This is a genomic window from Photorhabdus sp. S10-54 (genome assembly GCF_963878145.1).
In the GTDB taxonomy this organism is placed as follows: Bacteria; Pseudomonadota; Gammaproteobacteria; order Enterobacterales; family Enterobacteriaceae; genus Photorhabdus; species Photorhabdus kayaii.
Genome location: NZ_CAWNXG010000006.1, coordinates 147,488 through 161,875, shown reverse-complemented (window position 1 = coordinate 161,875; position 14,388 = coordinate 147,488). Strand labels below are relative to the sequence as shown.

The 14,388-nt window shown below is 40.9% G+C and carries 16 protein-coding genes and 1 other RNA gene; 11 read left to right on the top strand and 6 right to left on the bottom strand.

The annotated features are described in order from the left end of the window. Positions 1 to 954: 954 nt before the first annotated feature. Positions 955 to 1,152, bottom strand: a complete 198-nt coding sequence (locus tag AACQ83_RS05410; RefSeq protein WP_158537753.1) for a Dabb family protein — start codon at positions 1,150 to 1,152, stop codon at positions 955 to 957. A gap of 375 nt (positions 1,153 to 1,527) precedes the next feature. Here AACQ83_RS05410 and AACQ83_RS05405 point away from each other — a divergent pair, with 375 nt between their 5' ends. Then, positions 1,528 to 1,899 carry a YacL family protein gene (locus AACQ83_RS05405; RefSeq protein WP_112876755.1) on the top strand — a complete coding sequence of 124 codons (372 nt, stop codon included), beginning with the start codon at positions 1,528 to 1,530 and terminating at the stop codon, positions 1,897 to 1,899. Positions 1,900 to 2,034: 135 nt separating this feature from the next. After that, positions 2,035 to 2,907 carry a small-conductance mechanosensitive channel MscS gene (mscS, locus tag AACQ83_RS05400; protein WP_112876754.1) on the top strand — a complete coding sequence of 291 codons (873 nt, stop codon included), beginning with the start codon at positions 2,035 to 2,037 and terminating at the stop codon, positions 2,905 to 2,907. 111 nt (positions 2,908 to 3,018) lie between these two features. Here the strand turns inward: mscS and AACQ83_RS05395 are convergent, their stop codons facing one another. Then, positions 3,019 to 3,399, bottom strand: a complete 381-nt coding sequence (locus AACQ83_RS05395) for a hypothetical protein (RefSeq protein WP_112876753.1) — start codon at positions 3,397 to 3,399, stop codon at positions 3,019 to 3,021. 236 nt (positions 3,400 to 3,635) lie between these two features. On the opposite strand from AACQ83_RS05395, the gene argO reads away from it, so the two are divergent. Together argO and AACQ83_RS05385 are read left to right on the top strand one after the other, a co-directional pair. Beyond that, entirely contained in the window at positions 3,636 to 4,259 is a 624-nt protein-coding gene (gene argO / locus AACQ83_RS05390; protein WP_112876752.1) for an arginine exporter ArgO, read from the top strand. A gap of 113 nt (positions 4,260 to 4,372) precedes the next feature. Further along, a complete protein-coding gene (locus AACQ83_RS05385) occupies positions 4,373 to 5,095 on the top strand; it encodes an oxidative stress defense protein (RefSeq protein ID WP_112876751.1) in 723 nt (240 codons plus the stop codon). Here the strand turns inward: AACQ83_RS05385 and AACQ83_RS05380 are convergent. Further along, complete coding sequence (locus AACQ83_RS05380) at positions 5,092 to 5,994, bottom strand: LysR family transcriptional regulator ArgP (protein WP_112876750.1); 903 nt, start codon at positions 5,992 to 5,994, stop codon at positions 5,092 to 5,094. The genes AACQ83_RS05385 and AACQ83_RS05380 overlap by 4 nt on opposite strands. Positions 5,995 to 6,373: 379 nt before the next feature. Between AACQ83_RS05380 and AACQ83_RS05375 the strand changes: the two genes are divergently transcribed. The 4 genes from AACQ83_RS05375 (at position 6,374) to serA (ending at position 9,626) form a co-directional block, all read left to right on the top strand. Further along, a complete protein-coding gene (locus AACQ83_RS05375; RefSeq protein ID WP_112876749.1) occupies positions 6,374 to 6,928 on the top strand; it encodes a hypothetical protein in 555 nt (184 codons plus the stop codon). Positions 6,929 to 7,124: 196 nt separating this feature from the next. Further along, a complete protein-coding gene (locus AACQ83_RS05370) occupies positions 7,125 to 7,286 on the top strand; it encodes a hypothetical protein (RefSeq protein ID WP_192880990.1) in 162 nt (53 codons plus the stop codon). Positions 7,287 to 7,452: 166 nt separating this feature from the next. Next, positions 7,453 to 8,112 (top strand): ribose-5-phosphate isomerase RpiA, encoded by a 660-nt coding sequence (gene rpiA / locus AACQ83_RS05365; protein ID WP_112876748.1) that lies wholly within the window; start codon positions 7,453 to 7,455, stop codon positions 8,110 to 8,112. 272 nt (positions 8,113 to 8,384) lie between these two features. Beyond that, positions 8,385 to 9,626, top strand: a complete 1,242-nt coding sequence (gene serA / locus AACQ83_RS05360) for a phosphoglycerate dehydrogenase (protein WP_112876747.1) — start codon at positions 8,385 to 8,387, stop codon at positions 9,624 to 9,626. A gap of 48 nt (positions 9,627 to 9,674) precedes the next feature. Here serA and AACQ83_RS05355 read toward each other — a convergent pair whose 3' ends face one another. The 3 genes from AACQ83_RS05355 to zapA all read right to left on the bottom strand — a co-directional run bounded on the left by AACQ83_RS05355 (position 9,675) and on the right by zapA (position 10,936). After that, positions 9,675 to 10,271 (bottom strand): 5-formyltetrahydrofolate cyclo-ligase, encoded by a 597-nt coding sequence (locus tag AACQ83_RS05355; RefSeq protein WP_112876746.1) that lies wholly within the window; start codon positions 10,269 to 10,271, stop codon positions 9,675 to 9,677. 37 nt (positions 10,272 to 10,308) lie between these two features. Next, a non-coding RNA gene (gene ssrS, locus AACQ83_RS05350) (6S RNA) lies at positions 10,309 to 10,495 on the bottom strand. Positions 10,496 to 10,606: 111 nt separating this feature from the next. After that, a complete protein-coding gene (gene zapA, locus AACQ83_RS05345; RefSeq protein WP_112876745.1) occupies positions 10,607 to 10,936 on the bottom strand; it encodes a cell division protein ZapA in 330 nt (109 codons plus the stop codon). A 186-nt stretch (positions 10,937 to 11,122) separates the two neighbouring features. Between zapA and AACQ83_RS05340 the strand changes: the two genes are divergently transcribed. The 3 genes from AACQ83_RS05340 (at position 11,123) to ubiH (ending at position 14,374) form a co-directional block, all read left to right on the top strand. After that, positions 11,123 to 11,698 (top strand): YecA/YgfB family protein, encoded by a 576-nt coding sequence (locus AACQ83_RS05340; RefSeq protein ID WP_112876744.1) that lies wholly within the window; start codon positions 11,123 to 11,125, stop codon positions 11,696 to 11,698. Positions 11,699 to 11,871: 173 nt separating this feature from the next. Next, the gene (gene pepP, locus AACQ83_RS05335; protein WP_112876743.1) at positions 11,872 to 13,188 is read left to right on the top strand and encodes a Xaa-Pro aminopeptidase; all 1,317 of its coding nucleotides are present in this window, start codon (positions 11,872 to 11,874) and stop codon (positions 13,186 to 13,188) included. Between the two features lie 7 nt (positions 13,189 to 13,195). Continuing rightward, the gene (gene ubiH / locus AACQ83_RS05330; protein WP_112876742.1) at positions 13,196 to 14,374 is read left to right on the top strand and encodes a 2-octaprenyl-6-methoxyphenyl hydroxylase; all 1,179 of its coding nucleotides are present in this window, start codon (positions 13,196 to 13,198) and stop codon (positions 14,372 to 14,374) included. Positions 14,375 to 14,388 lie beyond the last annotated feature (14 nt).

The window sequence follows — 14,388 nt, the reverse complement described above, 5'->3', positions numbered from 1 at the left end:
GAGGCAACTTGAAAGATAACGGGTATATTGCAATATGAACGAATGGGAGGTAAAAACCTCCCATATTAGATTGCTGGCTTTTAGTGTTTCGACTATCACTGTTGAGTTTTTATCAATGATAAAACAAGTGTTAGTTAAGAAAAGTCGTTTTTTTCCTGTTAGTGTGGTTTTAAAATCTGGAGAAAAGGCAAACGTATAATGAAAAAAAAGATAAAAACTTTAATCATTAAAGGTAAAAAGTAATGATTAAGAATTTTTTAAAGTGAGTGAAAATTTCGATATTATAACTGACATTAAAAGATAAAACATTAGGAAAAACGGATTTTAAATTGGTTAATAAGGTGACAAAATAACGCTGTTAACCGTATTAAAAAATTAGTAGTAAAAAAACGGTTAGTGGCATTAAAAACTATTAAAAAATGGATTTTGGTTTTAATAATATTAACAGAGCTGTTACTCTTTCTGGTTTTAAACCTAAAAAAATCAAAATAGAAGAAACCTAATTATCGCTATAAAAACCCCCAACCACATGATTTTAAATAAAATTATTAGCAAATAAGCAAGGTTAAAAAGTTTTTATATAGTATTTAATTATTGGTTAAATATTTGGATTTTTCACGATAATTCATATATACCCAATGGATTTCAAGATGCATCGCGACGGCAAGGGAGAGAATCCCCGGGAGCATAGATAACGATGTGACCGGGGTGAGCGAGTGCAGCCAACAAAGAGGCAACTTGAAAGATGACGGGTATAAACATATTTCTACCGATAATCGGCGTGTCTAATTATTCTCAGGTGCGCCGATAATATTCGTTATGTTGAATATTGGTTAATAGATGATTATTCCCCAGAAATGAAAATTACACTTCATAATCAAATACGATGATATCGTTGACATAATCTATAAGGAGATCTTTTAATTCGTCATGCGCTGAGTGAGACAAATAGTTTTAAATAGCTTTATGATCATCAAATGTCATGGTGATAGCATATGTAAAACCTTTATTTTTGTTTTCATTATTTCCCAATTCGATAGAAGAAATACCTTTGATCTGATGCTGCATGGAAATAGCGGTATCTCTTATCGTCGTTAATTGTTGTTGTTTTATCTCGGATGTGAATTTTAGCAAAAGAATATGGCGTATCATAATGGTTCCTGAAAGGTGTCTTTGTTTTTGCTGACAAAATAGAAAATAAATTGTTCTATTGCAAGATCCTTGAATATATCTCATCAATTAGTGGATGTATGTTCGATTTTGCTGTTTTTGTTTCTCTGAGATACTATTAATTATAGTGTATTTGTCTATATTTGCACTGAGGCTGAACTCTCCTCCGATGAAAGCCGTAGCGGACACAAACCTCAAGAATAACTTGGGGGTGTATATTTCGGTTATCTAGGTGAAAACTATACCGTTGTGTCAGCATAGAGGCTTTAATCTCCCACTTCTTGGCAGTTTGTGGGCTGATTCTGGGGCGGAATTGCTAGGAAATATTAAAATGGAAAGAACGCACCGGAGGTAATGATGGAATACGAATTTTTGCTGGATGTCACTGGACTGGTGACTAGCCGGTTCTCAATGGATCACGAAGCTATTGGTCAGTGGCTGAATGAAGAAGTTAAAGGTGATTTGGCGGTGATAGATAAGATTGCCTCAGCGTTGGCCGAAATTAAAGGTAGTGAACGTCAATGGCAACTTGTAGGTCATGAATATACGCTGTTAATGGATGACGAAGAAGTTATGGTTCGCGCCAATCAGCTTGAGTTTGAAACTGATTCGATGGAGGAGGGCATGAGTTATTACGATAATGAGAGCCTGGCTTTTTGCGGTACCAAGGATTTTATTGATATGTTGGCCGATTATCGGGATTTTATTTTACAAAAGTACGATTGGTAAGAAGCTGTATATAGACAGAAATAATTCTCTGGCACGATAGGCTTTTTCTTACTGTTAATGGTTGCTATGAAGGATAATCATCGAGTAATTTTACTCAATGATAGTTTAAGTAGCTAAAGAATCAAGGTGGTTTTAATGGAAGATATCAATCTGTCTGGTGGCATTAATGAAGCTACAAGCTGGCTCATTAATCATCAGGATTTAATCATTCAATATCTGGTCAATACTGTTGCTGCTATTCTCATTCTTGTTCTGGGATTAATGGCGGCGAAACTCATTAGTAAGGGCGTGAAAAGAGTTATGTCATTGCGTGGCATTGATGTAACGGTATCGGATTTCCTGGCTGCTGTTGTTCGTTATTTGATTATTGCGTTCACTATTATTGCAGTTTTGGGCAAATTAGGTGTTCAGACGGCTTCCGTCATTGCGGTTATCGGTGCTGCTGGTTTAGCTGTTGGTTTAGCTTTACAGGGTTCTTTGTCCAACTTTGCCGCAGGGGTATTGCTGGTGGCTTTTCGTCCAATCCGTGCGGGTGAATATGTTATTCTCGGCGCGGTTGAAGGCACTGTTGTTCAGGTGCAGATTTTTTCTACTACATTGCGTACAGCAGATGACAGAATTATCGTGATCCCGAATGGGAAAATTATTGCAGATAATGTTATTAATACCAGCCGTGAACCGAATCGTCGAACTCAGATCATGGTCGGTGTTGCGTATAATGCGGATATTGACGAAGTTAAAAAAGTATTAGGTGATGTTATTGCCGCAGACAATCGTATTCAGCATGATAAAGGCGTGACGATTCGTTTGCATGAAATGGCACCTTCTTCACTGAATTTTATTGTGCGTGTATGGACCACCAATGGTGATGCTTGGGAGGTTTATTGGGATTTGATGGAGAACTTTAAACGCACATTGGATAAACACAATATCAGTATTCCTTATCCACAAATGGATGTTTATTTGCATCAGAATCAAGCTATGGCGCGGAATAAAATGAGTGATTAATCAGAGGGATTGGATAATAACCTTCTGATTATGTGAATAAACCGTAAATTTTTACCAGTAAATCAGCGCCGCGCTGTCAATAGCGCGGGCGCTCTATTCCCCAAGTCTACTTTATTGACATAAGGTATTAAAGTTGTTTTTAATAAAATCATCGTTGATATCTTCTGTCAGTGCTATTTTCTTGTTATCTGATAAGCAAAGGACAGCGGATGAAACATCTGAAGTATGGAAATTAATATCAGCAGTGACTATCCCATCACCTTTTTCACCCTGTATTTTAAGAATGAAACGTTCACAGCCTTTTTTACATAAGAAAGGCTGATAATTACTGAGATCTACATCTGTAATATTGGCTGTACCAATATAGTATTCAATTATTTCATAGTGGTTTAATGTCTCTTCAACATCATTTCGAAGCAAATAGTAGTTTCTGACAGTAAGAGCAGCAATAATAATGATGACTAGTAGCATGAAACCCATAATTTTTTTCAAAATAACCCCTTCCTCTTATTTTTCATAGAATTGATAGATTCATTAATACTTTTAGTGTGTATTAGCTTGATTTTCTTTGAATTAATCAAATAATTTTCCTGTAAAAATCTGCTTTTTGGTTGGTTATTAAAATTTCTTATGATCGATTAGAAGCATTTATTTCCTCTAATGAGCTATTCTTCTTAATATTCTGAACATTGAAATAGCAAAGTGAATAATTATTGAGGAATTTTTTTATGTTATCGACATTTGTGCAGGGTTTTTTTCTTAGCGCAGCAATGATTTTGCCTCTTGGCCCACAAAATGCCTTTGTTATGCAGCAAGGCAGTAGGAGACAATTTCATCTAATGAGTGCAACTTTGTGCGCGATCAGTGATGGTTTTTTGATTGGTGTCGGTGTATTTGGTGGTAGTGCATTACTTAGTCAGTCAACTTTACTCTTACAATTCGTCACCTGGGGAGGTGTTGCTTTTTTATTTTGGTATGGATGGGGGGCCTTACGTGTGGTTTTGTTTGCTAATGTTGAACTGGCACAGGTAAATAATTCAGTAAAAAACCGTTGGCGGGTAATTGCGATCATCTTTGCGGTCACTTGGTTAAATCCGCATGTTTATTTAGATACCATTGTTGTTCTGGGTAGTATTGGTGGTCAGTTATCTTCAGAACTCAGACCTTGGTTTACTTTTGGGGCGGCAACTGCTTCTGTTAGTTGGTTTTTCTCTCTGTCATTACTAGCTGCATGGTTTTCCCCTGTGCTAAGTAAGCCGCTTTCTCAACGGATTATTAATGGGTTTATTTGTATCATAATGTGGTATATCGCATGGCAACTTGCTAAGCAGGGATTGCTAATTTCTGATTAAGCTGAACACTTCTTTGCATACAGTCTCTGTGTTAGTGTTTCATTTATCCCATGTATATTTCGGTTTTTCCGTGGGATGAACATTTTCTGTAACAGGTTTTCTTCGGAGGTTGTGTGAAATTGAAATCATTAGGGTTGGCCGCCATGTTAAGTGCCGGGGTGCCACTTGCTGCACAGGCTGCTGATTTACCCGGAGTCCCTCATGTTATTACTTCTGGTAATGCGGTAGTGAAAGCAGAACCGGATATAGCAACATTGATGATTAACGTCAATATTTCTGCTAAAGATGCTTCTGGGGCTAAAAAGCAGGTTGATGAGCTGGTTGCTAAATATTTTGATTTTCTGAAAAATCACGGTATTGAAAAGAAAGATATTGATGCAGCGAATTTGCGTACTCAGCCTGATTATGAGTACGATAATGTGTCTGGCAAATCGGTGCTGAAAGGCTATCGTGCGATCCGTTCAGTGGAGGTGAAGGTCCGTAAGTTAGATCAACTTAATGATCTGCTAGATGGTGCATTAAAAGCGGGTTTGAACGAAATCGTATCTGTTCAGTTTGGTGTGGACAATCCGCAAAAATATCGTGATGAAGCCCGCCAGAAAGCGATTGAGAATGCAATTGAACAAGCTGATGCACTGGCGAAAGGCTTTAGTAGCAAAGTTGGTTCGATATACAGTATCAATTACCGAGCACCAGAGGCGATTGATCACATGAAGTATCGCAATACTGATGTGATGATGTCGGGAGGTGCTGCTGCTGGAGTGGGTGAAACTTACCAGCAGGATAGCATCAATTTCAGTGATCAGGTTGATGTGGTTTTTGAGCTAAGACCTTAATTAATGTCATCTTGTCTTAACATCTGACGCCCAAGTTTCAACAGGGCGTCAGTCACTTTTTTCATGGTCCTGCTTTCCGGTGCAAAACGATGCCAATAGAGCATCCGGCGTTGACATAAACCCGGTGTCAGGTCGATCAGTTCACCATTTTTCAATTCTTGATCAATCTGTAAATGTGGGATCATACAACAAGTGGAACCCTGTTTTGCCAGTTGTACAAAGGCTTCAGATGAATTGACGATATGACATGGAACGCTGCCCGGTGACAACTCGAAGTTCTGTTGTAAAAATACCTGATGCATATCATCCAGATGGTCGAATGCAACCGCTGGGGCTTTTAGTAACGCTGAACGGGTAACCCCATTTGGGAAATAGCGGGTAGCAAATTCTGGTGAGGCGACAAACAGATAATCCAGTGCGCCTAGTTTATCAATCAGACAACTGGGTAAAGGTTGTGGTTGAATACTGACTGCGCCAACGACTTCACCTCTCCTTAACTGTTCTTGAGTCCGAGTTTCATCTTCAACTTGAATATTGAGTCGGATAGGTAAATCAGCGAGTACCGGGTGTAGAGCCGGTAATAGCCAGGTTGCTAAGCTGTCAGCGTTGACTGCTAATGAAAGCAGCAATGGGGTATCGGTCCCCTGTTCATCGCCTAGCCATTGTTCTTCCAACAACTCTACCTGATGTAATAGTGCCAGTAGTTTTTGTCCTTGTTCGGTGGGGCGCGGAGGAACGGTGCGCACTAATAGAGGCTGACCAAACAGATTTTCCAACTGTTTGATACGTTGAGAAACCGCGGATTGAGTGATACAGAGTTTCTGAGCAGCACGCTCGAAGCCGCGTTCTCGGATCACCGCATCCAGAGCTTGTAGTGTTCGGTAGTCAGGGCGTTTCATTATAGAAAGATTCTCCATTTATTTTTCTGAATATCACTATGCCATATTTTTCTGATGTATGAGGCAATTTGTCTGGTGGGCCGTAAAATCCTACCTTTCAGAAATTACGCATGTTATACCCAATTTGGATAAATTTTTGTTGGTTGGTCACCTTTGGGAAGGGGGTTCCATTTTTGAAGGTTGAGTGTGTTGACGTGGTTGAATAGGCGATATGCTCAGGAGAAAGCACTGGGTGAAGCTGTTTTTGATAGCTTGATGATGAATTTTTGATCTGGCTAAAGATTGTTTGCATGTTTCACTTAAGTGTAGTCTTTCAATAAAATTGTTAAACAATTGTCATTTTGGCTATTTAATAACAATGTAAGTAAGGTTGCTTTTTATGCTGTCACTGAAACATGTTGCACAATTAACATATAATACTTTGCAGTTATACATGGATCAGAGAGGAATAGATTTGGCGGTTGGTCCTATCTCTGACAGCGATGCAAACACGCTAACAAAAGCGTATGGTGAGCTTAACTGGGAATATTATATTACAGAGGTCGGTAATCGACATGATTGCTTCAGCTTATGTATAAAATTTGTCATATCAAGGGAAAATCTCCAAATTGAATCTGCTCCGGCTGGAGTCGCTTTATCCACATATGATTTGAACGATAAGAGTTTTAACATCCATGTATTGGAAAATTTTGTGAAGGATATAGAAAATCATCCGTTGCATAGAAAGATGCTTTTGTATACTCTGTATGCAACATTGATTTTCATGAATGTGGCTGATGGTGAAGACGTCAGGATTCATGAACCCGTTAAGGATAAAATAGCTTACTATCGTTCGTTTGGTTTTGAGCTAGAACGTTGTGGATATGTAATGTCATGTGATATTAAGACATTAACGGCAAAGTTGAAGCGTCGGTCTAAGGAGTTAGTTCTTTGACCTCTCGGCATTTATATGCATGTTATAGTATCCTGGTAGACCAAGTGGGATAGTTATTTTGTTCATTTAGATTTGTTGAAGGTGAAATCTTACTAAATTTGTTGCTATGGCCATAACAGAGAGATTTTGTCGGGAATTTTTTGTCCTGTATGACTAAATCAGTTCAGTAATGTGAAGTCGTTTTAGAGGTGTTGCTATGAGAACACAAAAAGAACCGATGTTCGATACCATTCAAACTTATAAAAAAGCTGGAGAGATCTTAGATTTTCTCATGAAAGTAGGTCCGGTTTTGGAAGATCATGCACAGGCACCAAGCCAAGAAAAGCAAGGTCGTCGTCGTAACAAAGAGGCTGCATAGACATCACTCTTTATTGTAGCCCGCTAGTATGGCGGGTTTTTCACATCATTCACTCTTAATTTTTCATGATTCATTTCACTCAACTTAATTGCGGTTTCTTTGTTGCTATCAAGGTTTATACTAGTCGACAGGCTTTCCTTGTAACTGATATAGGCAATGAATTGATATGACTCAGGACGAACTAAAAAAAGCAGTAGGTTGGGCAGCACTCGAATTTGTTATACCAGGAACAGTTGTGGGTGTGGGGACAGGTTCAACGGCTTCACACTTTATTGATGCCCTTGGTTCCATTAAAGATCAGATTGAAGGGGCAGTATCCAGCTCTGAGGCTTCTACTGAGAAGTTAAAAAGTTTGGGAATTCCTGTATTCGATTGTAATGAAGTGGATTCCCTTGATATCTACGTTGATGGTGCGGATGAAATCAATGGCAATATGCAGATGATTAAAGGCGGTGGTGCTGCATTGACACGTGAAAAAATCATTGCTGCAATAGCAAAAAAATTCGTTTGTATTGTTGATGCCTCTAAAAAAGTTGATGTATTGGGTAAATTCCCTCTGCCGGTTGAAGTGATTCCAATGGCTCGGACTTATGTTGCTCGTGAGTTGGTTAAATTGGGAGGAGTACCAAAATATCGTCAGAATGTTGTGACTGATAACGGCAATGTGATTCTTGATGTGCATAATCTAGCCATACTCGATCCTGTTGAGTTAGAGAATAAAATTAATCGTATCTCAGGTGTGGTGACTGTGGGCCTATTTGCTAACCGTGGCGCGGATATTGTATTGATGGGAACACTTGATGGAGTGGAAACCATCACTCAATAATATTATTTACAGGGGCGGAGTTTTTCGCCCTTAAAAATTTTTTCACTTTTAAAATAGGTGGAGAATTTAGTGATATATTTCATATCTCTGATTGTTATTTAATCTAAATCCTAATTTTGTTCTTTTTCAGATCATTTTATTCCACATAATAACTACTTTATTAAGACTTATGTGACGGGAATAGCAATCGTTTATATTGCTGTGTTCGTTTTTTTTGTTATGTTGAGAGAATGAATCTTAAATGTAACGAAGCGTAACAATAGGCAGGATAAATGGTTAAGGTATCTCTGGAAAAAGATAAGATTAAATTTTTGCTATTAGAAGGTGTGCATCAGAGCACGGTAGAAAATCTACGAGCAGCCGGTTATAGCAATATCGAATATCATAAGGGAGCATTAGATTCCAAAGAGTTAAAAGAGGCAATTCGTGATACCCATTTTGTTGGTATCCGTTCCCGCACACAACTGACTGAAGACATTTTTCAGGCAGCTGAAAAATTGGTTGCTGTAGGCTGTTTTTGTATTGGTACCAATCAGGTTGATCTGAAAGCGGCTGCAAAACGTGGTATCCCTGTCTTTAATGCGCCATTTTCTAATACCCGTTCTGTTGCTGAAATGGTCCTTGGTGAGTTGTTGTTATTGCTGCGTCGTATCCCTTTGGCGAATGCGAAAGCTCATCGTGGAGTGTGGGATAAGCAGGCTAAAGGCTGCTATGAAGTCCGTGGTAAAAAACTGGGCATTATCGGTTACGGTCATATTGGCACTCAGCTTGGTATTCTGGCTGAAAATATTGGTATGGATGTCTACTTTTACGATATTGAAAACAAATTGCCGTTAGGTAACGCTCATCAGGTACGTCATTTGTCAGAATTACTAAATATGAGTGATGTGGTTAGTTTGCATGTACCAGAAACGCCATCAACTAAAAATATGATTGGTGCAACTGAACTGACTCTGATGAAACCGGGTTCTATCCTGATTAATGCTTCACGCGGGACGGTGGTGGATATCCCGGCATTATGTGATGCATTGGAAAGTGAACATCTGTCAGGGGCGGCTGTGGATGTGTTCCCTGTTGAACCGGCAACCAATAATGATCCATTTGAGTCACCGTTACGTAAATTTGATAACGTGTTGCTGACCCCACATATTGGTGGTTCTACCCAAGAAGCGCAGGAAAACATTGGTTATGAAGTTGCAGGAAAGTTAGCGAAATACTCTGATAATGGTTCTACCTTATCCGCAGTAAACTTCCCAGAAGTGTCTCTTCCTGTTCATGCTGATGATACCAACCGGTTTCTACATATTCATGAAAATCGTCCCGGTATATTGAACAGTATTAACCAAGTGTTTGCTGAACAGGATATCAATATTGCTGCTCAGTATCTGCGTACCAGTGGGGATATGGGTTATGTGGTTATTGATATTGTGACTGAAAATCCTGCTCAAGCTGAAATGGTATTTCAGAAACTGAAAGCATTGCCGGGTACTATCCGTTCTCGCCTGCTTTACTGATTATTTTGATATATCAAAAATGGGTGCTTTGTGTAAGGCGCCCATTTTTTACTGCCATTGCCAGATTTTTTCAGGTGTGATGATTTCGGGTAATGGGATATCCCATTCGGCTATGGGCAGTGTATCGACTAACTGACAGTTATGCGCCAGACCTATCGGATAGAAATTTTTTTGTCGCCATTGCCTCAATGTACGATCGTAAAAGCCACCACCCATGCCAAGCCGTTGCCCCGTGCGGTCAAAAGCAACCAGCGGGATCATCATGATATCCAGTTCTGATAATGGTAGAACCTGCTCAACATTCAGCGGTGGTTCTTCTATATTGAAGCGATTTCTGATGAGTGGGGTATCGGGTTGATAGTTTAAAAATAGCAGATGGTGATGACGGAAAGGATGCAATACCGGCAGATAGATCTGTTTATTTTGTTGCCAGAGTTGGTTAATCAGTGGACGGGTATCGAGTTCACCATCAAACGAAAGGAATAGTGCGATTTTGCTGGCTTGGTGAATTTTGGGGTGGTTGATTGCTCGCTTAGCAGCCCGTCTTGCAAAAAGAGATTGTTGTTCAGGGGTGAGTTCACGGCGTTGTTGGCGTATTTTCTTTCTAATGCTTTGTCTGAGTGGTAATAGGGACTCTGATTGCATAGAACCTGCCAGTGGATAGCAGCAGCGATTAAAGTTGAGATTCTCCAAGATGTCGTTACAGGTAGTAACCCTTGAACCCTTGGTTCAAGGTGAACATAGTGTCGCAGCTTTAAGGCTTCTCGGCCAGACCGAGCATGCACACCAGACTACGGAGCACCACATTCTATAATGTATGAAATATCGGCTCAGGGGACTTTCCCCGTTCACGAACATCTCAGAGAAATTTATTCAGCGCTTGTTAAGCAACTTTATGAACCCTATTGTATGAAACTAAATACAGAAAGCAACTAATTCTCGAATGATTCACTCACTAATGCATGATTTATCAATAGAATTCATTTAGTTGGTGCAATTGTGCTCTCAGTGATGCGACCTTGTTCCACTAATGCTTGTTCTATAGTCTGCTGAAGCATCTTTATTTTCTGTTCCATATTATAGGCATAATCACGGGTTTTCACTTTTTCTTGTGCCAATTCGTGACAGATATTCAGTGCCACAATAAAAATCAGTTGTTCAGTATTGGTTACTCTGGTGCGCTCTTTTAAATCGTCTAAACGTTGCTCAAGTTCCACAGCCGCAGCCAGCAATGCTTCTTTTTGCTCTGATGGACAATTGACACGTAGTGACCGCCCAAAAATCTGGATATCTACCGGTTGTGCAGACATGACCCCTTCCTGACTTATTGCTGCGCCCTGGTTTTAATTCTGAATTATAGAATTGAAACCGGCGCCAATCATTATAACGCCATACCAACAGACAACTCACAATTAGCGAAGGTTGTTGTCTGGTATAGCGACTCCCCTTGGTGGTAGCATAGCATGAACTTACACCGTCAACGATGACCAATACACATGTCTATACAGAATTCATTACCAGATTATCAATCTTTTGACGAAATATTGCATCAACAGTCAGTGGCACTGACGGCAGCGGAGATGCATGGGTTGATTAGCGGCCTGCTGTGCGGCGGTAATCGCGACAGTAGTTGGCAGGTTTTAGTTCATGACTTAGCTAATGATGGGCTAGCTTTTTCCCATCCATTAGCCCAACAATTGCGTGAATTACGTGAAATCACATTCGAATCATTGGATGACAGTAATTTTGCATTTGGTTTATTGCTGCCAGATGAGGAAGATAATGTATATGAACGAGCAGATGCATTAGCTGGATGGGTTAACCATTTTTTGCTGGGATTAGGTGTTGCTCAACCGAAGTTCGCGGATAAAAAAGAGATCAATGAGATTATTGGTGATTTGCACAATATCGGTCTGCTTGGTTATGAAGAAGGTGATGATCAGGAAGAGTTGGCTCAGGCACTGGAAGAGGTCCTTGAATATGTGCGGGTGGCTGCGCAGCTTTGCTATATTGCCTTTACTGAACCTAAAACCGTTTTAATCGCAAAAAATGATAAACCAACATTGCATTAATTGGTGTTTATTGAGCGCAAAATATACCCTATGGATTTCAAGATGGATCGCGGCGGCAAGGGAGTGAATCCCCGGGAGCATAGGTAACGATGTGACTGGGGTGAGCGAGTGCCGCCAACAAAGAGGCAACTTGAAAGATAACGGGTATAATTAACTAAGTCGCAGGAGAGGGTATGATCAAACAAGAATATTTATCCCGCCGTCAGGCTTTACTGGCAAAAATGGCTCCGGCCAGCGCAGCGATTATTTTTTCTGCCCCGCCTGCGCCACGAAATTCAGATAATGAATATTCCTATCGTCAGCATAGTGATTTCCTTTATTTGACCGGGTTTAATGAACCGGAAGCGGTGCTGATATTAATTAAGAGTGATGATACGCATAATCATAGTGTGCTTTTTAATCGAGCGCGTGACTTGACTGCGGAAATTTGGTTTGGGCGTCGTCTTGGGCAAGAAGCAGCACCGGAAAAACTGGGTATTGATCGCGCTTTGCCTTTTGATGATATCAAAGAAGAGCTTTACCTATTACTGAATGGTTTGGATGTGGTTTATCACGCCCGAGGCGAATTTGCCTACGCAGATGAAATTGTCTTCCATGCGCTGGATAAATTAAGAAAAGGCGGTCGCCGTAATCTTTCAGCGCCTTTATCGATAATTGATTGGCGCCCTTGGGTACATGAAATGCGGTTATTCAAATCTAAGGCAGAAATTGAGGCTATGCGCCGGGCGGGTAGAATCAGTACTCAGGCCCATATGCGAGCGATGAAAATTTGCCGCCCAGGAATGTTTGAATATCAACTGGAAGCTGAAATTCATCACGAATTTACTCATCAAGGGGCTCGCCATCCTGCTTACAACACGATTGTAGGGAGCGGTGAAAATAGCTGTATTCTGCACTACACCGAGAATGAAAGCAGGATGAAAGAAGGTGACTTGGTGTTGGTTGACGCAGGTTGTGAATATCTGGGGTATGCCGGAGATATCACCCGGACTTTCCCTGTCAATGGCAAGTTTACTCGTGCTCAGCGTGAAATTTACAATATCGTACTGAAAACATTAAATGTTTCATTGGAATTGTATAAGCCAGGCACCAGCATCAACAAAGTTACAGAACATGTCGTGCGGATTATGGTGGAAGAGCTGGTGAAACTAGGCATTATGCACGGCGAAATTGAACATTTAATCGAAACTAAAGCCTATCGTCAGTTCTTTATGCATGGCCTCGGTCACTGGTTAGGATTGGATGTACACGATGTCGGTGATTATGGTGTAGAACGCGATCGTATTCTGCAACCGGGAATGGTATTGACGGTTGAACCGGGGATTTATATTGCGCCGGATGCAGATGTGCCGTTGGAATATCGGGGTATCGGTATCCGTATTGAAGATGACATTTTGATCACTGAAACAGGTAATGAAAACCTGACAGCCAGTGTCGTTAAAGAAGCTGATGAGATTGAAGCTCTGATGGCGAAAGCAAAACAGGGTTAAGTTAAGAATGAACGTGATTATCGTTGGTGGAGGCATGACCGGCGCGACGCTTGCGCTGGCGATATCTTCCCTGAGTAAGGGGCAGATTCATGTGTCCCTGATTGAAGCAGCAGAGCCGGAGCAGAAACATCCCGGCTTTGATGCCAGAGCGATAGCGCTGGCTTACGGTACTTGTCAGCGTTTACAACAGATTGGCGTTTGGTCTGCTCTGGAAGATTATGTGATACCGATAACTCACGTTCATGTTAGTGATCGTGGTCATGCAGGGTTTGTGAACCTTTATGCAAAAGAATATAACATTTCCGCTCTAGGTCATGTTGTCGAATTGTATGATGCAGGGCAGGGTTTGTTCGGATTACTGAAAAATGCGCCTGGTGTAACGCTGTATTGTCCATCCAGGGTTATGGCTGTTGAAAGAACTCTGTCATCGGTAACTGTTACTCTGGACAGCGGAGAACGACTGCAAGGTGAATTGCTGGTAGCGGCTGATGGCAGCCATTCTGCCATTGGTCACACCTGTAATATTCAGTGGCAACGGCACGCTTATGAACAGGTTGCCGTGATTACAAATGTACTGACTTCAGAGCATCCGCGAGGCAGTGCATTTGAGCGTTTCACGGAATATGGTCCACTGGCTTTGCTACCAATGTCTGAGGGGCGGAGCTCGCTGGTATGGTGCCATCAGTTGGCGCGGAGAAAGGAGATAGCGGGTTGGAGTGATGCGCAATTTCTTAGGCAGTTACAGCGAGCATTTGGCTGGAGATTGGGGAAAATATTGGAAACCGGTCAGCGTCATAGCTATCCATTGACACTATCTACTGCAAATCAACAAATTAGCCACCGATTGGCGCTGGTGGGAAATGCCGCGCAAACATTACATCCAATTGCCGGTCAGGGTTTTAATCTTGGAATGCGAGATGTTATGACACTGGCGCAGATTGTTTCTGAGGCTTTTGCTGCTGGTCAGGATATTGGTACTTATCAGGTTTTGGCTAATTATCAACAGCAACGGATTTTAGATCGGGAAAACACCATCGATATTACCGATGGATTGATACGAATATTTGCCAATCGTTATTTCCCATTACAAATCGGGCGTAACTTGGGCTTGATGATAATGGAAAAATTCTCTCCTGTGCGGGATATGCTGGCCCGTCAGACTCTGGGTTGGGTCGCCCAAAGATAACCGCAGATAAAGCA

Coding starts and splice junctions, on each gene's coding strand:
- AACQ83_RS05410 (WP_158537753.1), bottom strand. CDS start 1,152: ATGATACGCCATATTCTTTTGCTAAAATTCACATCCGAGATAAAACAA.
- AACQ83_RS05405 (WP_112876755.1), top strand. CDS start 1,528: ATGGAATACGAATTTTTGCTGGATGTCACTGGACTGGTGACTAGCCGG.
- mscS (WP_112876754.1), top strand. CDS start 2,035: ATGGAAGATATCAATCTGTCTGGTGGCATTAATGAAGCTACAAGCTGG.
- argO (WP_112876752.1), top strand. CDS start 3,636: ATGTTATCGACATTTGTGCAGGGTTTTTTTCTTAGCGCAGCAATGATT.
- AACQ83_RS05380 (WP_112876750.1), bottom strand. CDS start 5,994: ATGAAACGCCCTGACTACCGAACACTACAAGCTCTGGATGCGGTGATC.
- AACQ83_RS05375 (WP_112876749.1), top strand. CDS start 6,374: ATGCTGTCACTGAAACATGTTGCACAATTAACATATAATACTTTGCAG.
- AACQ83_RS05370 (WP_192880990.1), top strand. CDS start 7,125: ATGAGAACACAAAAAGAACCGATGTTCGATACCATTCAAACTTATAAA.
- rpiA (WP_112876748.1), top strand. CDS start 7,453: ATGACTCAGGACGAACTAAAAAAAGCAGTAGGTTGGGCAGCACTCGAA.
- serA (WP_112876747.1), top strand. CDS start 8,385: ATGGTTAAGGTATCTCTGGAAAAAGATAAGATTAAATTTTTGCTATTA.
- AACQ83_RS05355 (WP_112876746.1), bottom strand. CDS start 10,271: ATGCAATCAGAGTCCCTATTACCACTCAGACAAAGCATTAGAAAGAAA.
- zapA (WP_112876745.1), bottom strand. CDS start 10,936: ATGTCTGCACAACCGGTAGATATCCAGATTTTTGGGCGGTCACTACGT.
- AACQ83_RS05340 (WP_112876744.1), top strand. CDS start 11,123: ATGTCTATACAGAATTCATTACCAGATTATCAATCTTTTGACGAAATA.
- pepP (WP_112876743.1), top strand. CDS start 11,872: ATGATCAAACAAGAATATTTATCCCGCCGTCAGGCTTTACTGGCAAAA.
- ubiH (WP_112876742.1), top strand. CDS start 13,196: ATGAACGTGATTATCGTTGGTGGAGGCATGACCGGCGCGACGCTTGCG.